Below are 26280 nucleotides of genomic sequence, written 5' to 3'. Positions count from 1 at the left end.
TAACCGGCGGATCACCAGGCTATACTTATGCCTATGCTGCAAGCGGTTCAACAGTGCTAACAGCATATGGAACAGGCACTACAGTAGACACAGCAGTCTTGACCAGCAGTATTGATGTCTATGTAAAAGACGCCAACGGCTGTGAAGTTAAGCAGACTGTTAGTATCGGATCAGAGAACCTTCCTGTGATTAACACACCTGCCTCACAATGTTATACTGGAACAGCGGTTTCAGTTACCGTTAGCGGAACAGGGACAGGGACACTGAGCTACAGTAAAGACGGAATCACTTATCAGCCGAGCCCGACATTCAGCTTAACACCCGGCAGTTATACTTTATACGTAAAAGACGGATTTGGCTGTGTGGATTTCAAGCCTTATACAGTTGCACCGCAATTGACCCTTACTGCCTCCCCGGCAGCGGATACCGCCTGTACTCCAAATACGACTATTAATTTATCAGCCAACGGTGGTACTGGGGCTTATACGTATGCAGTTTCTTCAAATGGCGGAGTTAGTTATACTACAGGAATATCAAACCCATATGTAACAGCAGCAGCAGGAACCTATAGATTTAGAGTTACTGACTCAGCATCACCAGCGTGCCAGGCAGTTTCAGCAGATGTTATTGTCAGCACAAAAGCAACTGTTTTAACCTTAAGCACTACAAAAGAAGATGTTAAATGTAAAGGAGACGCTACAGGAAGCATCACAATTACACCGACATCAGGCAAAGCGCCGTATACTTACAGCGTTAGCAAAGGAGGGACAGCAGTTTCAGCCACAGCAGTGACTGCAGGACTTACGGCAGGGACTTATGATATCGTAATTACCGATGCACTGGGCTGTACATCAGCATCCACAGCAGTTGTTATAAACGAGCCATCCACAGCTTTATCGGCTTCAGCTGCAGCACCGGCTACAACCACCTGCAGCACGTCAGCTGTTGTAACAGTAAGCGCATCAGGGGGAACAGGAGCTTATACCTACAGTTTTAATGGAGGCGGCTTTACCTCAGTAAACACTTATACAGTAAATGACAACGGAACATCCGACCAGGTAATCGCTTACCAGGTAAAAGATGCTAACGGGTGTACAACAGTATCCCAAAACATTACCGTTAAGAAATTAAACCCGCCTACAGGAATTACTTTCACAGGCCTTACTCCGATTACGTGTAATTCGACAACAACGGGTATTACCCTTACATCAGTTGGAGGAGCAGCTCCGATTGCTTACACGATAGTTTCAGGAACCACGGTCAATGCAACAGGCGCATCGAGCGGAATCTTTACAGGACTTCTTCCAGGGAACTATGTATTTGAAGTAAAAGATGCCAACGGCTGTACCAAGCAGGCATCAAAAACGATAGATCCGTCACCTGCAGTTGCAGTATCAGGAGTTAAAACAGATGAAAAATGTTTTGGCACAGCAGACGGTACGGCAGTATTTACAGTAACAGGCGCGAGCAGTACAGGAAACTACACTTATGTATTATCGCCATCAGTTGCTGCCTCACAGATAACAAAATCAGGAAATACAGTAACGGTAACAGGTCTGTCATCTAACAGCTATACCCTTACAGTTACCGATAGCACAACAGGCTGCAGTGCATCCTCAAATACAGTAACAGTAGGAGCAGCAACAGCTATAACCTTTAATGTTTCAGGAACAAAAACTAATTGCAGCACAACTGTTTCAACACTGTCCATTACAGCAATAACCGGCGGATCACCAGGCTATACTTATGCCTATGCTGCAAGCGGTTCAACAGTGCTAACAGCATATGGAACAGGCACTACAGTAGACACAGCAGTCTTGACCAGCAGTATTGATGTCTATGTAAAAGACGCCAACGGCTGTGAAGTTAAGCAGACTGTTAGTATCGGATCAGAGAACCTTCCTGTGATTAACACACCTGCCTCACAATGTTATACTGGAACAGCGGTTTCAGTTACCGTTAGCGGAACAGGGACAGGGACACTGAGCTACAGTAAAGACGGAATCACTTATCAGCCGAGCCCGACATTCAGCTTAACACCCGGCAGTTATACTTTATACGTAAAAGACGGATTTGGCTGTGTGGATTTCAAGCCTTATACAGTTGCACCGCAATTGACCCTTACTGCCTCCCCGGCAGCGGATACCGCCTGTACTCCAAATACGACTATTAATTTATCAGCCAACGGGGGTACTGGTGCTTATACGTATGCAGTTTCCTCAAATGGCGGAGTTAGTTATACTACAGGAATATCAAACCCATATGTAACATCTGCAGCAGGAACCTATAGATTTAGAGTTACTGACTCAGCATCACCAGCGTGCCAGGCAGTTTCAGCAGATGTTATTGTCAGCACAAAAGCAACTGTTTTAACCTTAAGCACTACAAAAGAAGATGTTAAATGTAAAGGAGACGCTACAGGAAGCATCACAATTACACCGACATCAGGCAAAGCGCCGTATACTTACAGCGTTAGCAAAGGAGGGACAGCAGTTTCAGCCACAGCAGTGACTGCAGGACTTACGGCAGGGACTTATGATATCGTAATTACCGATGCACTGGGCTGTACATCAGCATCCACAGCAGTTGTTATAAACGAGCCATCCACAGCTTTATCGGCTTCAGCTGCAGCACCGGCTACAACCACCTGCAGCACGTCAGCTGTTGTAACAGTAAGCGCATCAGGGGGAACAGGAGCTTATACCTACAGTTTTAATGGAGGCGGCTTTACCTCAGTAAACACTTATACAGTAAATGACAACGGAACATCCGACCAGGTAATCGCTTACCAGGTAAAAGATGCTAACGGGTGTACAACAGTATCCCAAAACATTACCGTTAAGAAATTAAACCCGCCTACAGGAATTACTTTCACAGGCCTTACTCCGATTACGTGTAATTCGACAACAACGGGTATTACCCTTACATCAGTTGGAGGAGCAGCTCCGATTGCTTACACGATAGTTTCAGGAACCACGGTCAATGCAACAGGCGCATCGAGCGGAATCTTTACAGGACTTCTTCCAGGGAACTATGTATTTGAAGTAAAAGATGCCAACGGCTGTACCAAGCAGGCATCAAAAACGATAGATCCGTCACCTGCAGTTGCAGTATCAGGAGTTAAAACAGATGAAAAATGTTTTGGCACAGCAGACGGTACGGCAGTATTTACAGTAACAGGCGCGAGCAGTACAGGAAACTACACTTATGTATTATCGCCATCAGTTGCTGCCTCACAGATAACAAAATCAGGAAATACAGTAACGGTAACAGGTCTGTCATCTAACAGCTATACCCTTACAGTTACCGATAGCACAACAGGCTGCAGTGCATCCTCAAATACAGTAACAGTAGGAGCAGCAACAGCTATAACCTTTAATGTTTCAGGAACAAAAACTAATTGCAGCACAACTGTTTCAACACTGTCCATTACAGCAATAACCGGCGGATCACCAGGCTATACTTATGCCTATGCTGCAAGCGGTTCAACAGTGCTAACAGCATATGGAACAGGCACTACAGTAGACACAGCAGTCTTGACCAGCAGTATTGATGTCTATGTAAAAGACGCCAACGGCTGTGAAGTTAAGCAGACTGTTAGTATCGGATCAGAGAACCTTCCTGTGATTAACACACCTGCCTCACAATGTTATACTGGAACAGCGGTTTCAGTTACCGTTAGCGGAACAGGGACAGGGACACTGAGCTACAGTAAAGACGGAATCACTTATCAGCCGAGCCCGACATTCAGCTTAACACCCGGCAGTTATACTTTATACGTAAAAGACGGATTTGGCTGTGTGGATTTCAAGCCTTATACAGTTGCACCGCAATTGACCCTTACTGCCTCCCCGGCAGCGGATACCGCCTGTACTCCAAATACGACTATTAATTTATCAGCCAACGGGGGTACTGGTGCTTATACGTATGCAGTTTCCTCAAATGGCGGAGTTAGTTATACTACAGGAATATCAAACCCATATGTAACATCTGCAGCAGGAACCTATAGATTTAGAGTTACTGACTCAGCATCACCAGCGTGCCAGGCAGTTTCAGCAGATGTAATTGTAAATACAAAAGCAACTGTCTTAACCTTAAGCACTAATAAAGAAGATGTTAAATGTAAAGGAGATGCCACAGGAAGCATCACAATTACACCGACATCAGGCAAAGCGCCGTATACGTACAGCGTTACTAAAGGAGGTACAGCAGTTTCAGCCACAGCAGTGACTGCAGGACTTACGGCAGGGACTTATGATATCGTAATTACCGATGCACTGGGCTGTACATCAGCATCCACAGCAGTTGTTATAAACGAGCCAGCCGCCGCCTTATCGGCTTCAGCTGCAGCACCGGCTACAACCACCTGCAGCACGTCTGCTGTTGTAACAGTAAGCGCATCAGGGGGAACAGGAGCTTATACCTACAGTTTTAATGGAGGCGGCTTTACCTCAGTAAACACTTATACAGTAAATGACAACGGAACATCCGACCAGGTAATCGCTTACCAGGTAAAAGATGCTAACGGGTGTACAACAGTATCCCAAAACATTACCGTTAAGAAATTAAACCCGCCTACAGGAATTACTTTCACAGGCCTTACTCCGATTACGTGTAATTCGACAACAACGGGCATTACCCTTACATCAGTTGGAGGAGCAGCTCCGATTGCTTACACGATAGTTTCAGGAACCACGGTCAATGCAACAGGCGCATCGAGCGGAATCTTTACAGGACTTCTTCCAGGGAACTATGTATTTGAAGTAAAAGATGCCAACGGCTGTACCAAGCAGGCATCAAAAACGATAGATCCGTCACCTGCAGTTGCAGTATCAGGAGTTAAAACAGATGAAAAATGTTTTGGCACAGCAGACGGTACGGCAGTATTTACAGTAACAGGCGCGAGCAGTACAGGAAACTACACTTATGTATTATCGCCATCAGTTGCTGCCTCACAGATAACAAAATCAGGAAATACAGTAACGGTAACAGGTCTGTCATCTAACGCTATACCCTTACAGTTACCGATAGCACAACAGGCTGCAGTGCATCCTCAAATACAGTAACAGTAGGAGCAGCAACAGCTATAACCTTTAATGTTTCAGGAACAAAAACTAATTGCAGCACAACTGTTTCAACACTGTCCATTACAGCAATAACCGGCGGATCACCAGGCTATACTTATGCCTATGCTGCAAGCGGTTCAACAGTGCTAACAGCATATGGAACAGGCACTACAGTAGACACAGCAGTCTTGACCAGCAGTATTGATGTCTATGTAAAAGACGCCAACGGCTGTGAAGTTAAGCAGACTGTTAGTATCGGATCAGAGAACCTTCCTGTGATTAACACACCTGCCTCACAATGTTATACTGGAACAGCGGTTTCAGTTACCGTTAGCGGAACAGGGACAGGGACACTGAGCTACAGTAAAGACGGAATCACTTATCAGCCGAGCCCGACATTCAGCTTAACACCCGGCAGTTATACTTTATACGTAAAAGACGGATTTGGCTGTGTGGATTTCAAGCCTTATACAGTTGCACCGCAATTGACCCTTACTGCCTCCCCGGCAGCGGATACCGCCTGTACTCCAAATACGACTATTAATTTATCAGCCAACGGGGGTACTGGCGCTTATACGTATGCAGTTTCCTCAAATGGCGGAGTTAGTTATACTACAGGAATATCTAATCCATACATTACATCTGCAGCAGGAACCTATAGATTTAGAGTTACTGACTCAGCATCACCAGCGTGTCAGGCAGTTTCAGCAGATGTAATTGTAAATACAAAAGCAACTGTCTTAACCTTAAGCACTAATAAAGAAGATGTTAAATGTAAAGGAGATGCCACAGGAAGCATCACAATTACACCGACATCAGGCAAAGCGCCGTATACGTACAGCGTTACTAAAGGAGGTACAGCAGTTTCAGCCACAGCAGTGACTGCAGGACTTACGGCAGGGACTTATGATATCGTAATTACCGATGCACTGGGCTGTACATCAGCATCCACAGCAGTTGTTATAAACGAGCCAGCCACCGCCTTATCGGCTTCAGCTGCAGCACCGGCTACAACCACCTGCAGCACGTCTGCTGTTGTAACAGTAAGCGCATCAGGGGGAACAGGAGCTTATACCTACAGTTTTAATGGAGGCGGCTTTACCTCAGTAAACACTTATACAGTAAATGACAACGGAACATCCGACCAGGTAATCGCTTACCAGGTAAAAGATGCTAACGACTGTACAACAGTATCCCAAAACATTACCGTTAAGAAATTAAACCCGCCTACAGGAATTACTTTCACAGGCCTTACTCCGATTACGTGTAATTCGACAACAACGGGCATTACCCTTACATCAGTTGGAGGAGCAGCTCCGATTGCTTACACGATAGTTTCAGGAACCACGGTCAATGCAACAGGCGCATCGAGCGGAATCTTTACAGGACTTCTTCCAGGGAACTATGTATTTGAAGTAAAAGATGCCAACGGCTGTACCAAGCAGGCATCAAAAACGATAGATCCGTCACCTGCAGTTGCAGTATCAGGAGTTAAAACAGATGAAAAATGTTTTGGCACAGCAGACGGTACGGCAGTATTTACAGTAACAGGCGCGAGCAGTACAGGAAACTACACTTATGTATTATCGCCATCAGTTGCTGCCTCACAGATAACAAAATCAGGAAATACAGTAACGGTAACAGGTCTGTCATCTAACAGCTATACCCTTACAGTTACCGATAGCACAACAGGCTGCAGTGCATCCTCAAATACAGTAACAGTAGGAGCAGCAACAGCTATAACCTTTAATGTTTCAGGAACAAAAACTAATTGCAGCACAACTGTTTCAACACTGTCCATTACAGCAATAACCGGCGGATCACCAGGCTATACTTATGCCTATGCTGCAAGCGGTTCAACAGTGCTAACAGCATATGGAACAGGCACTACAGTAGACACAGCAGTCTTGACCAGCAGTATTGATGTCTATGTAAAAGACGCCAACGGCTGTGAAGTTAAGCAGACTGTTAGTATCGGATCAGAGAACCTTCCTGTGATTAACACACCTGCCTCACAATGTTATACTGGAACAGCGGTTTCAGTTACCGTTAGCGGAACAGGGACAGGGACACTGAGCTACAGTAAAGACGGAATCACTTATCAGCCGAGCCCGACATTCAGCTTAACACCCGGCAGTTATACTTTATACGTAAAAGACGGATTTGGCTGTGTGGATTGGCTGTATTTCTGCCAAAGTTACCGTACCGGTTACATTCGATGCAACACCGTCGATTACTGCACCGGCAGGACAGTGTTTTGCAGGCACGCCATTGACAGCAGATTTAAGTTTAGTGTCTGGTTCTTACAACGGTACAAAATCCTATACTGTAAACGGCTTTGCCATTGCAGGTTCTACAGCTGTATTTAACGCACCGGGCACTTATGTGTTAGGGGTTAAAGACGATAACGGCTGTGAGGCATTTGTCAACTATACAATAGAGAAACAGTTACTTGCAGTGGCTTCACTGACCAAAGACCTGTACTGTACTGCACCGGTTAACGCGGTGATTAATGTTACTATAACAGACGGAGTTGCACCTTATTCATACCAGATGTACAACGGCGCATCGGCAGTAGGATCACTAGTTACAGGAGTATCAGGACCAGGCTTCACGGCTTCAGCAGCAGCAGCAGGTACGTATCATTTTGTAATCACGGATGCTAACGGAGCTTCCTGTACGGTAACTACTAATACAGTAGAGGTAACAGATCCATCATTGGCACCGCCAGCATTCACAACGGCTCAGACCAATGTAAGCTGTGCTGGAAGCAGTGACGCAAGCATTAGGGTAACACCGTCTTCAGGAACAGCGCCATATGCATTTGCATTGGCAGGAACAGGAGCAAATCATACGGGAGACACAACAGGAATCTATACAGGATTACAGGCAGGTTCTTACACCATAACAGTAACCGATGCTAAAGGCTGTACCTCAGGAGTTACAGCAGCAGTTGTAATTACAGAGCCAGTGGTATTGACAGCTACGGCTACGGCTTCAGTAAATACTACGTGCAGCACAGCTGCAGTTATTACCGTAACAGGTCATGACGGTACGCAGACCGGAACGGGAACTGGATACTATTACAGTTTCGATAACGGTGTAACTTATGACGTATCTGATACGTTCACAGTAAATGACAATGGAACAATCCAGACGATCATGTATGCGGTAAAAGATGCTAACGGATGTACAACAGCGCCACAGCCTATAGTTGTGAACCCGCTGAACAAACCGACCGATTTAGCCTTTGCCGTTACAACAGCACCGACATGTGCGGCACCTGCATCTACAGTAACTCTTACAGCTTCAAACGGTGTGGGAACATTACAGTATGAGACAATTGCTCCGTCGGCTATGATTATCGGCAAACAGACATCAGCTGTTTTTGCAGGTCTGACTGCCGGAGATTACACGTTCCAGGTAACAGATGCCAACGGCTGTACGTACCAGGAAGTATACACTGTTAAAGCTGTTACACCTATTGTAATAGCAGGATCAGTAGCGGTTAATGTTTCGTGTAACGCATTAAACGGAACCGACAATAATGGTTCTGCCTCATTCACAGTAACAGGCTTCAGTGCTGCAGGCAACTATACAGTGGCTGTTTCGCCAGCGCTTCTTGCTTCTCAGATCACCAGTTCAGGCGATGTAATTACCTTAACGGGTCTTACGGCAGGAACCTATACAGTAACGGTAACCGATAATACAACAGGCTGTTCCGACAGTGATGCGGTAATGCTTGCAGCACCTGCAGCGATTACTTTCACGGCTAATGCGAGCAAAGTATACTGTTCACAGGATATTACGCAGATCACAGTAAGCGCAGTAACAGGGGGAACAGGCGTTTACACTTACGCAGCTGTAAAAGCAGGCCTTCCAGCGCCATTGGCAGGAGCTTACAGCACTAACGCTGTACTTTCTGCAGATACTGATCTTGCAGATTTATCATGGGATGTTTATGTAAAAGACGCTAACGGCTGTATTTCTGCCAAAGTTACCGTACCGGTTACATTCGATGCAGCACCGTCGATTACTGCACCGGCAGGACAGTGTTTTGCAGGCACGCCATTGACAGCAGATTTAAGTTTAGTGTCTGGTTCTTACAACGGTACAAAATCCTATACTGTAAACGGCTTTGCCATTGCAGGTTCTACAGCTGTATTTAACGCACCGGGCACTTATGTGTTAGGGGTTAAAGACGATAACGGCTGTGAGGCATTTGTCAACTATACAATAGAGAAACAGTTACTTGCAGTGGCTTCACTGACCAAAGACCTGTACTGTACTGCACCGGTTAACGCGGTGATTAATGTTACTATAACAGACGGAGTTGCACCTTATTCATACCAGATGTACAACGGCGCATCGGCAGTAGGATCACTAGTTACAGGAGTATCAGGACCAGGCTTCACGGCTTCAGCAGCAGCAGCAGGTACGTATCATTTTGTAATCACGGATGCTAACGGAGCTTCCTGTACGGTAACTACTAATACAGTAGAGGTAACAGATCCATCATTGGCACCGCCAGCATTCACAACGGCTCAGACCAATGTAAGCTGTGCTGGAAGCAGTGACGCAAGCATTAGGGTAACACCGTCTTCAGGAACAGCGCCATATGCATTTGCATTGGCAGGAACAGGAGCAAATCATACGGGAGACACAACAGGAATCTATACAGGATTACAGGCAGGTTCTTACACCATAACAGTAACCGATGCTAAAGGCTGTACCTCAGGAGTTACAGCAGCAGTTGTAATTACAGAGCCAGTGGTATTGACAGCTACGGCTACGGCTTCAGTAAATACTACGTGCAGCACAGCTGCAGTTATTACCGTAACAGGTCATGACGGTACGCAGACCGGAACGGGAACTGGATACTATTACAGTTTCGATAACGGTGTAACTTATGACGTATCTGATACGTTCACAGTAAATGACAATGGAACAATCCAGACGATCATGTATGCGGTAAAAGATGCTAACGGATGTACAACAGCGCCACAGCCTATAGTTGTGAACCCGCTGAACAAACCGACCGATTTAGCCTTTGCCGTTACAACAGCACCGACATGTGCGGCACCTGCATCTACAGTAACTCTTACAGCTTCAAACGGTGTGGGAACATTACAGTATGAGACAATTGCTCCGTCGGCTATGATTATCGGCAAACAGACATCAGCTGTTTTTGCAGGTCTGACTGCCGGAGATTACACGTTCCAGGTAACAGATGCCAACGGCTGTACGTACCAGGAAGTATACACTGTTAAAGCTGTTACACCTATTGTAATAGCAGGATCAGTAGCGGTTAATGTTTCGTGTAACGCATTAAACGGAACCGACAATAATGGTTCTGCCTCATTCACAGTAACAGGCTTCAGTGCTGCAGGCAACTATACAGTGGCTGTTTCGCCAGCGCTTCTTGCTTCTCAGATCACCAGTTCAGGCGATGTAATTACCTTAACGGGTCTTACGGCAGGAACCTATACAGTAACGGTAACCGATAATACAACAGGCTGTTCCGACAGTGATGCGGTAATGCTTGCAGCACCTGCAGCGATTACTTTCACGGCTAATGCGAGCAAAGTATACTGTTCACAGGATATTACGCAGATCACAGTAAGCGCAGTAACAGGGGGAACAGGCGTTTACACTTACGCAGCTGTAAAAGCAGGTACTTTCCAGTGCCATTGGCAGGAGCTTACAGCACTAACGCTGTACTTTCTGCAGATACTGATCTTGCAGATTTATCATGGGATGTTTATGTAAAAGACGCTAACGGCTGTATTTCTGCCAAAGTTACCGTACCGGTTACATTCGATGCAGCACCGTCGATTACTGCACCGGCAGGACAGTGTTTTGCAGGCACGCCATTGACAGCAGATTTAAGTTTAGTGTCTGGTTCTTACAACGGTACAAAATCCTATACTGTAAACGGCTTTGCCATTGCAGGTTCTACAGCTGTATTTAACGCACCGGGCACTTATGTGTTAGGGGTTAAAGACGATAACGGCTGTGAGGCATTTGTCAACTATACAATAGAGAAACAGTTACTTGCAGTGGCTTCACTGACCAAAGACCTGTACTGTACTGCACCGGTTAACGCGGTGATTAATGTTACTATAACAGACGGAGTTGCACCTTATTCATACCAGATGTACAACGGCGCATCGGCAGTAGGATCACTAGTTACAGGAGTATCAGGACCAGGCTTCACGGCTTCAGCAGCAGCAGCAGGTACGTATCATTTTGTAATCACGGATGCTAACGGAGCTTCCTGTACGGTAACTACTAATACAGTAGAGGTAACAGATCCATCATTGGCACCGCCAGCATTCACAACGGCTCAGACCAATGTAAGCTGTGCTGGAAGCAGTGACGCAAGCATTAGGGTAACACCGTCTTCAGGAACAGCGCCATATGCATTTGCATTGGCAGGAACAGGAGCAAATCATACGGGAGACACAACAGGAATCTATACAGGATTACAGGCAGGTTCTTACACCATAACAGTAACCGATGCTAAAGGCTGTACCTCAGGAGTTACAGCAGCAGTTGTAATTACAGAGCCAGTGGTATTGACAGCTACGGCTACGGCTTCAGTAAATACTACGTGCAGCACAGCTGCAGTTATTACCGTAACAGGTCATGACGGTACGCAGACCGGAACGGGAACTGGATACTATTACAGTTTCGATAACGGTGTAACTTATGACGTATCTGATACGTTCACAGTAAATGACAATGGAACAATCCAGACGATCATGTATGCGGTAAAAGATGCTAACGGATGTACAACAGCGCCACAGCCTATAGTTGTGAACCCGCTGAACAAACCGACCGATTTAGCCTTTGCCGTTACAACAGCACCGACATGTGCGGCACCTGCATCTACAGTAACTCTTACAGCTTCAAACGGTGTGGGAACATTACAGTATGAGACAATTGCTCCGTCGGCTATGATTATCGGCAAACAGACATCAGCTGTTTTTGCAGGTCTGACTGCCGGAGATTACACGTTCCAGGTAACAGATGCCAACGGCTGTACGTACCAGGAAGTATACACTGTTAAAGCTGTTACACCTATTGTAATAGCAGGATCAGTAGCGGTTAATGTTTCGTGTAACGCATTAAACGGAACCGACAATAATGGTTCTGCCTCATTCACAGTAACAGGCTTCAGTGCTGCAGGCAACTATACAGTGGCTGTTTCGCCAGCGCTTCTTGCTTCTCAGATCACCAGTTCAGGCGATGTAATTACCTTAACGGGTCTTACGGCAGGAACCTATACAGTAACGGTAACCGATAATACAACAGGCTGTTCCGACAGTGATGCGGTAATGCTTGCAGCACCTGCAGCGATTACTTTCACGGCTAATGCGAGCAAAGTATACTGTTCACAGGATATTACGCAGATCACAGTAAGCGCAGTAACAGGGGGAACAGGCGTTTACACTTACGCAGCTGTAAAAGCAGGCCTTCCAGTGCCATTGGCAGGAGCTTACAGCACTAACGCTGTACTTTCTGCAGATACTGATCTTGCAGATTTATCATGGGATGTTTATGTAAAAGACGCTAACGGCTGTATTTCTGCCAAAGTTACCGTACCGGTTACATTCGATGCAGCACCGTCGATTACTGCACCGGCAGGACAGTGTTTTGCAGGCACGCCATTGACAGCAGATTTAAGTTTAGTGTCTGGTTCTTACAACGGTACAAAATCCTATACTGTAAACGGCTTTGCCATTGCAGGTTCTACAGCTGTATTTAACGCACCGGGCACTTATGTGTTAGGGGTTAAAGACGATAACGGCTGTGAGGCATTTGTCAACTATACAATAGAGAAACAGTTACTTGCAGTGGCTTCACTGACCAAAGACCTGTACTGTACTGCACCGGTTAACGCGGTGATTAATGTTACTATAACAGACGGAGTTGCACCTTATTCATACCAGATGTACAACGGCGCATCGGCAGTAGGATCACTAGTTACAGGAGTATCAGGACCAGGCTTCACGGCTTCAGCAGCAGCAGCAGGTACGTATCATTTTGTAATCACGGATGCTAACGGAGCTTCCTGTACGGTAACTACTAATACAGTAGAGGTAACAGATCCATCATTGGCACCGCCAGCATTCACAACGGCTCAGACCAATGTAAGCTGTGCTGGAAGCAGTGACGCAAGCATTAGGGTAACACCGTCTTCAGGAACAGCGCCATATGCATTTGCATTGGCAGGAACAGGAGCAAATCATACGGGAGACACAACAGGAATCTATACAGGATTACAGGCAGGTTCTTACACCATAACAGTAACCGATGCTAAAGGCTGTACCTCAGGAGTTACAGCAGCAGTTGTAATTACAGAGCCAGTGGTATTGACAGCTACGGCTACGGCTTCAGTAAATACTACGTGCAGCACAGCTGCAGTTATTACCGTAACAGGTCATGACGGTACGCAGACCGGAACGGGAACTGGATACTATTACAGTTTCGATAACGGTGTAACTTATGACGTATCTGATACGTTCACAGTAAATGACAATGGAACAATCCAGACGATCATGTATGCGGTAAAAGATGCTAACGGATGTACAACAGCGCCACAGCCTATAGTTGTGAACCCGCTGAACAAACCGACCGATTTAGCCTTTGCCGTTACAACAGCACCGACATGTGCGGCACCTGCATCTACAGTAACTCTTACAGCTTCAAACGGTGTGGGAACATTACAGTATGAGACAATTGCTCCGTCGGCTATGATTATCGGCAAACAGACATCAGCTGTTTTTGCAGGTCTGACTGCCGGAGATTACACGTTCCAGGTAACAGATGCCAACGGCTGTACGTACCAGGAAGTATACACTGTTAAAGCTGTTACACCTATTGTAATAGCAGGATCAGTAGCGGTTAATGTTTCGTGTAACGCATTAAACGGAACCGACAATAATGGTTCTGCCTCATTCACAGTAACAGGCTTCAGTGCTGCAGGCAACTATACAGTGGCTGTTTCGCCAGCGCTTCTTGCTTCTCAGATCACCAGTTCAGGCGATGTAATTACCTTAACGGGTCTTACGGCAGGAACCTATACAGTAACGGTAACCGATAATACAACAGGCTGTTCCGACAGTGATGCGGTAATGCTTGCAGCACCTGCAGCGATTACTTTCACGGCTAATGCGAGCAAAGTATACTGTTCACAGGATATTACGCAGATCACAGTAAGCGCAGTAACAGGGGGAACAGGCGTTTACACTTACGCAGCTGTAAAAGCAGGCTCTTCCAGCGCCATTGGCAGGAGCTTACAGCACTAACGCTGTACTTTCTGCAGATACTGATCTTGCAGATTTATCATGGGATGTTTATGTAAAAGACGCTAACGGCTGTATTTCTGCCAAAGTTACCGTACCGGTTACATTCGATGCAGCACCGTCGATTACTGCACCGGCAGGACAGTGTTTTGCAGGCACGCCATTGACAGCAGATTTAAGTTTAGTGTCTGGTTCTTACAACGGTACAAAATCCTATACTGTAAACGGCTTTGCCATTGCAGGTTCTACAGCTGTATTTAACGCACCGGGCACTTATGTGTTAGGGGTTAAAGACGATAACGGCTGTGAGGCATTTGTCAACTATACAATAGAGAAACAGTTACTTGCAGTGGCTTCACTGACCAAAGACCTGTACTGTACTGCACCGGTTAACGCGGTGATTAATGTTACTATAACAGACGGAGTTGCACCTTATTCATACCAGATGTACAACGGCGCATCGGCAGTAGGATCACTAGTTACAGGAGTATCAGGACCAGGCTTCACGGCTTCAGCAGCAGCAGGTACGTATCATTTTGTAATCACGGATGCTAACGGAGCTTCCTGTACGGTAACTACTAATACAGTAGAGGTAACAGATCCATCATTGGCACCGCCAGCATTCACAACGGCTCAGACCAATGTAAGCTGTGCTGGAAGCAGTGACGCAAGCATTAGGGTAACACCGTCTTCAGGAACAGCGCCATATGCATTTGCATTGGCAGGAACAGGAGCAAATCATACGGGAGACACAACAGGAATCTATACAGGATTACAGGCAGGTTCTTACACCATAACAGTAACCGATGCTAAAGGCTGTACCTCAGGAGTTACAGCAGCAGTTGTAATTACAGAGCCAGTGGTATTGACAGCTACGGCTACGGCTTCAGTAAATACTACGTGCAGCACAGCTGCAGTTATTACCGTAACAGGTCATGACGGTACGCAGACCGGAACGGGAACTGGATACTATTACAGTTTCGATAACGGTGTAACTTATGACGTATCTGATACGTTCACAGTAAATGACAATGGAACAATCCAGACGATCATGTATGCGGTAAAAGATGCTAACGGATGTACAACAGCGCCACAGCCTATAGTTGTGAACCCGCTGAACAAACCGACCGATTTAGCCTTTGCCGTTACAACAGCACCGACATGTGCGGCACCTGCATCTACAGTAACTCTTACAGCTTCAAACGGTGTGGGAACATTACAGTATGAGACAATTGCTCCGTCGGCTATGATTATCGGCAAACAGACATCAGCTGTTTTTGCAGGTCTGACTGCCGGAGATTACACGTTCCAGGTAACAGATGCCAACGGCTGTACGTACCAGGAAGTATACACTGTTAAAGCTGTTACACCTATTGTAATAGCAGGATCAGTAGCGGTTAATGTTTCGTGTAACGCATTAAACGGAACCGACAATAATGGTTCTGCCTCATTCACAGTAACAGGCTTCAGTGCTGCAGGCAACTATACAGTGGCTGTTTCGCCAGCGCTTCTTGCTTCTCAGATCACCAGTTCAGGCGATGTAATTACCTTAACGGGTCTTACGGCAGGAACCTATACAGTAACGGTAACCGATAATACAACAGGCTGTTCCGACAGTGATGCGGTAATGCTTGCAGCACCTGCAGCGATTACTTTCACGGCTAATGCGAGCAAAGTATACTGTTCACAGGATATTACGCAGATCACAGTAAGCGCAGTAACAGGGGGAACAGGCGTTTACACTTACGCAGCTGTAAAAGCAGGCTCTTCCAGCGCCATTGGCAGGAGCTTACAGCACTAACGCTGTACTTTCTGCAGATACTGATCTTGCAGATTTATCATGGGATGTTTATGTAAAAGACGCTAACGGCTGTATTTCTGCCAAAGTTACCGTACCGGTTACATTCGATGCAGCACCGTCGATTACTGCACCGGCAGGACAGTGTTTTGCAGGCACGCCATTGACAGCAGATTTAAGTTTAGTGTCTGGTTCTTACAACGGTACAAAATCCTATACTGTAAACGGCTTTGCCATTGCAGGTTCTACAGCTGTATTTAACGCACCGGGCACTTATGTGTTAGGGGTTAAAGACGATAACGGCTGTGAGGCATTTGTCAACTATACAATAGAGAAACAGTTACTTGCAGTGGCTTCACTGACCAAAGACCTGTACTGTACTGCACCGGTTAACGCGGTGATTAATGTTACTATAACAGACGGAGTTGCACCTTATTCATACCAGATGTACAACGGCGCATCGGCAGTAGGATCACTAGTTACAGGAGTATCAGGACCAGGCTTCACGGCTTCAGCAGCAGCAGCAGGTACGTATCATTTTGTAATCACGGATGCTAACGGAGCTTCCTGTACGGTAACTACTAATACAGTAGAGGTAACAGATCCATCATTGGCACCGCCAGCATTCACAACGGCTCAGACCAATGTAAGCTGTGCTGGAAGCAGTGACGCAAGCATTAGGGTAACACCGTCTTCAGGAACAGCGCCATATGCATTTGCATTGGCAGGAACAGGAGCAAATCATACGGGAGACACAACAGGAATCTATACAGGATTACAGGCAGGTTCTTACACCATAACAGTAACCGATGCTAAAGGCTGTACCTCAGGAGTTACAGCAGCAGTTGTAATTACAGAGCCAGTGGTATTGACAGCTACGGCTACGGCTTCAGTAAATACTACGTGCAGCACAGCTGCAGTTATTACCGTAACAGGTCATGACGGTACGCAGACCGGAACGGGAACTGGATACTATTACAGTTTCGATAACGGTGTAACTTATGACGTATCTGATACGTTCACAGTAAATGACAATGGAACAATCCAGACGATCATGTATGCGGTAAAAGATGCTAACGGATGTACAACAGCGCCACAGCCTATAGTTGTGAACCCGCTGAACAAACCGACCGATTTAGCCTTTGCCGTTACAACAGCACCGACATGTGCGGCACCTGCATCTACAGTAACTCTTACAGCTTCAAACGGTGTGGGAACATTACAGTATGAGACAATTGCTCCGTCGGCTATGATTATCGGCAAACAGACATCAGCTGTTTTTGCAGGTCTGACTGCCGGAGATTACACGTTCCAGGTAACAGATGCCAACGGCTGTACGTACCAGGAAGTATACACTGTTAAAGCTGTTACACCTATTGTAATAGCAGGATCAGTAGCGGTTAATGTTTCGTGTAACGCATTAAACGGAACCGACAATAATGGTTCTGCCTCATTCACAGTAACAGGCTTCAGTGCTGCAGGCAACTATACAGTGGCTGTTTCGCCAGCGCTTCTTGCTTCTCAGATCACCAGTTCAGGCGATGTAATTACCTTAACGGGTCTTACGGCAGGAACCTATACAGTAACGGTAACCGATAATACAACAGGCTGTTCCGACAGTGATGCGGTAATGCTTGCAGCACCTGCAGCGATTACTTTCACGGCTAATGCGAGCAAAGTATACTGTTCACAGGATATTACGCAGATCACAGTAAGCGCAGTAACAGGGGGAACAGGCGTTTACACTTACGCAGCTGTAAAAGCAGGCCTTCCAGCGCCATTGGCAGGAGCTTACAGCACTAACGCTGTACTTTCTGCAGATACTGATCTTGCAGATTTATCATGGGATGTTTATGTAAAAGACGCTAACGGCTGTATTTCTGCCAAAGTTACCGTACCGGTTACATTCGATGCAGCACCGTCGATTACTGCACCGGCAGGACAGTGTTTTGCAGGCACGCCATTGACAGCAGATTTAAGTTTAGTGTCTGGTTCTTACAACGGTACAAAATCCTATACTGTAAACGGCTTTGCCATTGCAGGTTCTACAGCTGTATTTAACGCACCGGGCACTTATGTGTTAGGGGTTAAAGACGATAACGGCTGTGAGGCATTTGTCAACTATACAATAGAGAAACAGTTACTTGCAGTGGCTTCACTGACCAAAGACCTGTACTGTACTGCACCGGTTAACGCGGTGATTAATGTTACTATAACAGACGGAGTTGCACCTTATTCATACCAGATGTACAACGGCGCATCGGCAGTAGGATCACTAGTTACAGGAGTATCAGGACCAGGCTTCACGGCTTCAGCAGCAGCAGCAGGTACGTATCATTTTGTAATCACGGATGCTAACGGAGCTTCCTGTACGGTAACTACCAATACAGTAGAGGTAACAGATCCATCATTGGCACCGCCAGCATTCACAACGGCTCAGACCAATGTAAGCTGTGCTGGAAGCAGTGACGCAAGCATTAGGGTAACACCGTCTTCAGGAACAGCGCCATATGCATTTGCATTGGCAGGAACAGGAGCAAATCATACGGGAGACACAACAGGAATCTATACAGGATTACAGGCAGGTTCTTACACCATAACAGTAACCGATGCTAAAGGCTGTACCTCAGGAGTTACAGCAGCAGTTGTAATTACAGAGCCAGTGGTATTGACAGCTACGGCTGTTGTAACACCATTTGGCTGTTCAGGAACTAACACACCTCAGGATGCAGTAGTTACTATTAATGCAAGTAATGGTTCAGCTCCGTACAGTTATAGTTTTGACAATGGCTTGACTTTCCAATCAGCACCGGCATTTACTGTTAATAGTCCGCAGACTATTAAATATGTAGTTCTTGATGCTAATGGATGTAAATTTATTGGTTCTGAAGATGTATTACCATACACACCGCCAACGGATATGAATCTAGTTGCATCACCAGTTTATTGTAACGCTCCATTAGCAAGTGTGACAGTAAATTCTGTAACAGGAGGTGTTTCTGCATATACATATAACATTGACGGAGGTTCTTACCAAGCTTCTAACATATTTAACAACTTACTTCCAAAAATCTATGTCTTTGGAGTGAAAGATGCAAATGGCTGTGTTATAACAAAATCATTTGAAGTAAAAGAGGCTTCTAAAGTTACAGCTTCAGCTCAATTACTAAGTGATGTATTATGCAAAGGCGGAGCTACTGGATCAGTTGCTTTAACAGTTGCTAATTATATAGTTCCAGCTAATTATACAGTTCTATTAACGCCAAATACAGGAGTTAAATCTCAAAGCGGCGATATTATTACTTATACAGGCTTGGCAGCAGGTTCTTATACATTTACTGTTACTGATAATACATCAGGATGTGTTGCAACAGTAGCTAACTTTAAAGTTGATGAGCCTGTTGATGCAGTAACTTTCACTAGTACAGCATCTCACATTAATTGTAATAATGATACAGCTGTGATTACAGTGACAGCGTCAGGCGGTACAGCACCATATAAATATGCTGCTGTAAGAGCTGCTGTTCCTGCTCCTGCATTATCAAGTTTTATTTCAGGTAATCAATTGGTTGTAGATACTAATAACGGTACCGATATGAATTGGATTGTTTATGTGGCAGATGCAAATGGCTGTACAATAAATAAACCGCAGTCAATTATTTTAGATGCGGCGCCAAGCATTATTAGTGCAGTTCCTACACATTGTCCAAGTACAGCAGGTACATATGATATTACGGTTACAGCTGCAGGATTCAGCACTGCTTTAGAGTATAGTCTGGATGGAATTAGTTTCCAAACCAGCAATATCATCACGGTAAATGCGGCAGGAAATTATAATGTAACAGTAAAAGATGCTAACGGATGTATCTCAGCTGCAGTTCCAGTTACTATTTTGCAGCCTCTTAGCTTAACAGCTGTGGTTACTAAAGCTCCATCTTGTGCAGACAATGACGGAATAGTGAATGTATCGGCTACAGGTGGTTCTTCTAATTACGTGTATAACATTGACGGCGGTGCATTTACTGCAGCAGTTTCATTTACTGGTGTGACAGGAACAAGCCATACAATGGGTGTTCGTGATACTACTACTTTATGCGAGTTTTATGTTCCAGTTAGTTTAACAAAAGCGACTTCAGTTACAGGATTTGCTTTGAGTATGACTCCAGTTACTTGTAACGGAGGTGCAGACGGAACAATTACTGTTACTATAGATGCTCCGGCTGCTGGTATCAATGATAATCCAGTTTACATGTATAGTTTGAATGGAGGTACTCCTCAAATATCTAATGTATTTGCAGGTTTAACTGCTGCTAACGGATACGTAGTAACGGTAACTTCAGGCAGAGGCTGTAAAGCAACAGCTAGTATTGATGTACCTCAGCCAGCTGTTATCAATGTACCAGCCCCAGCTGTTGTTCAGTTTGGCTGTACTGCAGGCTCAAACAGCACTAATCATGCTTCAATCACAGTAAACAGTGTTAGTGGCGGTTCAGGAACATATACAGTTTATGAATTTGTTAAAAACGGTGTAACTGTTGTTCAGCGCGGTACAAGTAATTCTTATACTGAATCTGATGTTGCAGGAGGCAGTTATGTTGTTAATGTATATGATAATAGAGGATGTATCGGAAGTACTTCAGCACCAGTTGTAATCAGTCAGTTTATTAAATTAAATTCTATAACTGTTGATGTTACTGCTCCTATTACATGTACTCATGATGAGGAAATATTGGTGAAAGCAGCAACTACTGGAGGTACTCCGGCAGCAGGGCAGTTAGTATATAGAGTTTCTGGTATAAACGGAACAGTTTACAACAGTACAAATACTAATGGTGCCTTCACAGGTTTAGTAATTGGCGACTATTTAGTTTCTATTACAAATACAATGACTGGATGTACAATTGAAAAAGTTCATTTTGTAAACAATCCGAATACATTCGAATTGAAAGCTGTGAAAATTAAAGATGTGATTTGTTTCGGATCTAATGATGGAGAAGTTGAATTGACAATTGTTGATACACAATTAGTTCCTACAAATGATGCAGGTATTTTCAATTATGTGGTAACAGGGCCAACAGCAAGTTCAGGTACTTCTGTATCTGCAGGACCTTTAAAACTTTCAGGATTGAAAGCAGGTTATTATACTGTAACTGCTAGTTTGAAAAACAGCCCAGAGTGTTCAGTAACGGCTAGTTTTAGTATTGATCAGCCATCTGCTGTTTTAGCAGTTTCTGAAACACATACTGAGATTACTTGTGCTGCAGGAAACAACGACGGAATGATTTCAGTTTCTGCTTCTGGCGGATGGGCAGGAAATTATCTATATGAATTAGTAGGACCTGTGAATGCGGCTTATGGAACAAATTCAGTTTTCACTAATTTAACTGCAGGAAATTATACTGTAAATGTGAAAGACAGTAAAGGCTGTATTGCTTCAGTACCAGTTGTTTTAAATAATCCTAAACCAATTATTGTTACGGCTGTATCAAGCGTTGCTGAAGTTTCATGTTTTAATGATAAATCAGCTGTAATAACAGCAGTTGTTTTACCAGGAGGCGGACAGGGAAGTAATTATTTATATACTTTGAATTATGAATCGATGTCTCCGGTTATCAGTTCTGGTCCTCAAAGCTCTGGAGTATTTGCAGGATTAGGAGCAGGTAAATACAGTGTTACTGTTACTGACGGATGGGGCTGTACAGCTACTTCAGCATCAGTTACAATTACTGAGCCTGCAAAAGTGGGAGCTAGTTTAGTTATGGCTGCTCAGCAATCATGTCTTGTTCAAGCTAGATTGACGCTCACAGCTACTGGCGGAAAAGCGCCTTACAGCTATAGTGATACACCAAATTTTGCAGCTTCTATACCAATGGCTGGTAATTCAGTTACTTTCTCAGTGGGCAATGGTACCTTCCGTTATTATGTTCGTGATGCTAACGGCTGTATTAGTACCGTTTCTAACGATATTCAAAATGATCCGTTAGAGCCATTAGCTATGGAGTTAGATATTAGAAATGCTGTAATTAATTGCCAAGGTGATCTGACAGGATTTGTTGTTGCAGTTGGTAAAGGAGGTTTAGGCGGCTATACCTACTCACTGCTTGACGGATCAGGAAATACTATTGCTAGTGCAGTTCAAGCTACACCAGGCAGCTTCACTCAATTAGGAGCAGGTACTTATTTTGTTAAAGTTACTAGTGGAGACTGTGAGGTTACTTCCGATCCGGTTGTAATTAAAGAGCCTGCTTTAGCATTAACAGCAACTCCTACAGCAGTAGATGTTACTTGTAATGGTAATGGAGATGGTAAAATAATTATCAATGCAGCTGGCGGAACAGGAACTATTCAGTATGCTATAGAGCCTGATATGAATAAATTCGTAGATTCAAATACTTTCGAGAATTTGAAACCAGGTTTCTATGATGTTATTGTTCAAGATCAAAATGGATGTTTCATTCTATTCAAAGATATTGAGATTAAAGAGCCAGTAGCTATAACAACATCAGTAGTTGCAGGTTCTATAACTCAAGAGTATTGTACAGGTGACAAAACGGGTGGATTTAGTATTACTATAGCTGGAGGTGTAGGTCCTTATAGCACTAGTTTAGATAATGTTGATGGTCCTTATGTTCAGAATAAAGTTAACTTTAGCGGATTGTCTGGAGGTTCTCATACCGTTTATATTAAAGATATGAATACTTGTATCTATGAATTGGTTGTAACATTAGACCCTTCAGTTACTTTGGATCCATCTGCTGCTGTTTCTTATGACTGTGTGAACGATTTACCAGCCAATAAAGTTATTGTGACTATTGATCCAAGTAATAAGCCGGCAGATGTTGAATATTCATTGGATAGTAACTCTGCAACACAGACAAGTAATGTGTTTACAAATCTTGCTTCTGGTGATCATTTTATAATGGTTCATCATAAAAACGGCTGCGTAGATGCTACTCCAGTTTTCCATATCAATCAAGTTGATCCTTTGGGAATGACTTTAGATCTTGGAGGATTAAATGAAATTGTAGCTACTGCAACTGGTGGTTCAGGAGTGTATCATTATTCTGTAAATGGAGAGGATATAGGATCAAGTAATAAATATATTTATTATCATAGTGGTGATTATACATTTACAGTAACAGACACTAATGGATGTTCATTGACAGTTACGAAACATTTTGATTTTGTTGATATCAAAATACCAAATGTCTTTACGCCAAACGGCAATGGTAAAAACGATCATTGGGAGCCTACTAATACAATTAACTATCCAGATATTAAGTTTGTAGTTTATGATCGTTATGGTCGTGAGGTAGGAAGTTTTGGAGCAGGAGAATCTTGGGATGGTAAGTACAAAGGTGCTGAATTGCCAATGGGTGATTACTGGTACATACTGAAATTAAGAAATTCTCAAGATGACCGTGAATTTATTGGACACTTTACCTTATACAGATAACAGGAACAGGATGCGAAAAGTTATCTCAAAATAAAAAAAATGAAAATGAAAATGAAAAAGATCTTAATCAGCATTTTGCTTTTCACTGTAGCCAGCAGCTACAGTCAAGAGTTAAATGTTCCCGTAGCTACTCAGTATTTAGCTGACAATCCATATGTACTTTCACCTACTTATGCAGGAATCGGCGATAATTTTAGAATTAACCTGAACGGTTATAAACAATGGGTTGGCGTTACAGATGCACCTCAGAGTCAGGCACTGTATGCTGATTTTAGGATTTTGGATCAATCAGGTTTGGGATTAAGCATCTATAATGACTCTAACGGATATACTAAACAGGCGGGTGGAAAGCTGACATTTGCCCACCACATCATTTTAGGTTATTATTCTAAAGAATATCTTTCCTTTGGTATTTCTTATATTTACAATTCATTTCGATTAGACTGGTCGAAGTTTAATCCAACGGATCCTGATCCAGATATTACTGATAACCGTTCAACAAACAATAACAACTTTGAGGTTGGTCTTCTATATCGGAACAAAGGGTTTTATGCTAGTGTTACAGCTACTAATATTTTGCAGAAAAACATTGATTTAGCTACTGCTTATGAGCCTAACAGACTTACCAATTATCAGTTATACACTGGTTATGTGATGAATATTGGTGACAGAACCGAATTAGAACCTTCAGCTTTTTATCAGTATTATCAAAGTGACGGCCGTTCGGTAACGGATTTGAACATTAAATACAGAAAGTTTAACCGATATGAAGATTACTATTGGGTAGGTGCTTCTTATCGTTTCCTGAATGATCAAATTGGGAAACCATTAGCGGTCGGACCTATTGTAGGATTTTTAAAAGGGTATGTTTCTGTTGGTTATTCGTATCAAATTACATTAAATGATTTAGCTGCTTATAATTCGGGAACACATTCTTTAACGATTGGATTTAGATTCCTTCAGGGATTAAGTAACTGTCCTTGTACTCAAAGTCCGGTTCACGATTAATAAGCGGTTATATAAAATTAAAAGTTCCTATCGATTCTTGTACATAGAATCAATAGGAGCTTTTTTTTACTGCGAAGTTTGAATATCTATAAGGTGTTTTATTTTTAGCAATTTGTCAAATAGGTTGTGTTTATTTTGTATTTACATCGATTTCGTTAGTAATTTCATATTTTTTTTAGAATTATAAAATTTAATACTTATTTAAAAGTTATATCTTTGCTTTTCTTTCAAAAAACAATTAAAAAAAGAACCATGAAGACTTTAAATAATTTTGATTTCAATAATAAAAAGGCAATAATAAGAGTTGATTTTAATGTTCCTTTAGACGAAAACTTTAATGTAACAGATACTACCCGTATCGAAGCAGCAAAACCAACAATAGACTATATTTTATCTAATGGCGGAAGCGTTATTTTGATGTCCCACCTTGGTAGACCAAAAGGAGCTCAGGATAAATATTCGTTAAAGCATATTCTAAAAACGACTTCAGATATTTTAGGAGTTACAGTTCAGTTTGCTTCAAACTGTGTTGGGGCAGAAGCTCAAGAGGCTGCTAAAAACTTGAAACCAGGAGAAGTATTGTTATTAGAAAATTTACGTTTTCATGATGAAGAAGAGGCAGGAGATGTTGCATTTGCTAAAGAATTAGCTTCACTTGGTGATATCTATGTAAATGATGCTTTTGGTACAGCACACAGAGCACACGCTTCAACTACAATTATCGCTCAGTTTTTTGCTGATAACAAATGTTTTGGAACGTTATTGGCTAAAGAAATCGAAAGCTTAAATAAAGTTTTGAAAAACAGTGAAAAACCAGTTACAGCTGTACTTGGTGGCTCTAAAGTTTCTTCTAAAATTACAGTTATCGAAAACATTCTTGACAAAGTAGATCACATGATTATTGGCGGCGGAATGACATTTACTTTCATAAAAGCTCAGGGCGGAAATGTAGGTGATTCTATCTGTGAACTTGATAAATTGGATTTAGCTCTTGAAATTTTAAGATTGGCTAAAGAAAAAGGAGTTCAGATTCATATACCTGTTGATGTAGTTGCTGCTAATGACTTTTCTAATACTGCAGATACTCAAGTGGTTGATGTAAGAGAAATTCCTGAAGGATGGCAGGGACTTGATGCAGGTCCAAAATCATTGGCAAACTTCGAAAAAGTAATCTTAGAATCTAAAACAATTCTTTGGAATGGACCTTTAGGAGTTTTTGAAATGGAAACATTTGCAAAAGGAACTATTGCATTAGGAAATTATATCGCGGCTTCTACTCAAAACGGAGCATTCTCTCTTGTAGGAGGTGGTGATTCTGTAGCAGCAGTAAAACAATTCGGTTTTGAAGAAAAAATGAGTTATGTTTCTACTGGAGGAGGAGCAATGCTGGAAATGCTTGAAGGCAGAACACTTCCTGGAATCGCAGCTATATTAGACTAAATATTTTGCTATAACAGAAATGTTAACTTTTTAAAGTTAATTATATTCTTAAAGAATAATTAAAACCTTAAGATGCTTTTGTTGCATTTTAAGGTTTTTTTTTATCTGCTGTTTTGAATCAGCTGTTATCTAAGAAGCTATTTGCTCAGAATAAAAACCACAGACTTTTCTGAAGATTGCTTTTTTTATAAAATTGACAAT

8 protein-coding genes are annotated in these 26280 nt (G+C 43.4%); all 8 read left to right on the top strand.

Translation table 11 applies throughout. From position 1 onward, the window contains the following. Window positions 1-53: 53 nt before the first annotated feature. The 8 genes from OZP07_RS21755 (at window position 54) to OZP07_RS21720 (ending at window position 26079) form a co-directional block, all read left to right on the top strand. Entirely contained in the window at window positions 54-5066 is a 5013-nt protein-coding gene (locus tag OZP07_RS21755; protein WP_281636758.1) for a beta strand repeat-containing protein, read from the top strand. A gap of 143 nt (window positions 5067-5209) precedes the next feature. Continuing rightward, window positions 5210-7435: a SprB repeat-containing protein gene (locus OZP07_RS21750; protein WP_281636757.1), complete on the top strand. Its 2226-nt coding sequence runs from the start codon at window positions 5210-5212 to the stop codon at window positions 7433-7435. After that, complete coding sequence (locus OZP07_RS21745; protein ID WP_349293674.1) at window positions 7359-10835, top strand: beta strand repeat-containing protein; 3477 nt, start codon at window positions 7359-7361, stop codon at window positions 10833-10835. The genes OZP07_RS21750 and OZP07_RS21745 overlap by 77 nt, the downstream gene beginning before the upstream one ends. Continuing rightward, complete coding sequence (locus OZP07_RS21740) at window positions 10751-14380, top strand: beta strand repeat-containing protein (RefSeq protein WP_281636756.1); 3630 nt, start codon at window positions 10751-10753, stop codon at window positions 14378-14380. The genes OZP07_RS21745 and OZP07_RS21740 overlap by 85 nt, the downstream gene beginning before the upstream one ends. Further along, entirely contained in the window at window positions 14358-16178 is a 1821-nt protein-coding gene (locus OZP07_RS21735; RefSeq protein ID WP_281636755.1) for a SprB repeat-containing protein, read from the top strand. The genes OZP07_RS21740 and OZP07_RS21735 overlap by 23 nt, the downstream gene beginning before the upstream one ends. Next, window positions 16156-23631, top strand: a complete 7476-nt coding sequence (locus OZP07_RS21730; RefSeq protein WP_281636754.1) for a T9SS type B sorting domain-containing protein — start codon at window positions 16156-16158, stop codon at window positions 23629-23631. The genes OZP07_RS21735 and OZP07_RS21730 overlap by 23 nt, the downstream gene beginning before the upstream one ends. Before the next feature lie 51 nt (window positions 23632-23682). Beyond that, complete coding sequence (locus tag OZP07_RS21725; RefSeq protein WP_281636753.1) at window positions 23683-24639, top strand: PorP/SprF family type IX secretion system membrane protein; 957 nt, start codon at window positions 23683-23685, stop codon at window positions 24637-24639. A 252-nt stretch (window positions 24640-24891) separates the two neighbouring features. Continuing rightward, window positions 24892-26079: a phosphoglycerate kinase gene (locus OZP07_RS21720; protein WP_281636752.1), complete on the top strand. Its 1188-nt coding sequence runs from the start codon at window positions 24892-24894 to the stop codon at window positions 26077-26079. Window positions 26080-26280: the final 201 nt, after the last annotated feature.

Source organism: Flavobacterium marginilacus (genome assembly GCF_026870155.1).
GTDB classification, from domain to species: Bacteria; Bacteroidota; Bacteroidia; order Flavobacteriales; family Flavobacteriaceae; genus Flavobacterium; species Flavobacterium marginilacus.
Note: the sequence above shows the minus strand (reverse complement) of the source record. Positions and strands in the feature narration are given on the sequence as shown.

Coding starts and splice junctions, on each gene's coding strand:
- OZP07_RS21725 (WP_281636753.1), top strand. CDS start 23,683: ATGAAAAAGATCTTAATCAGCATTTTGCTTTTCACTGTAGCCAGCAGC.
- OZP07_RS21720 (WP_281636752.1), top strand. CDS start 24,892: ATGAAGACTTTAAATAATTTTGATTTCAATAATAAAAAGGCAATAATA.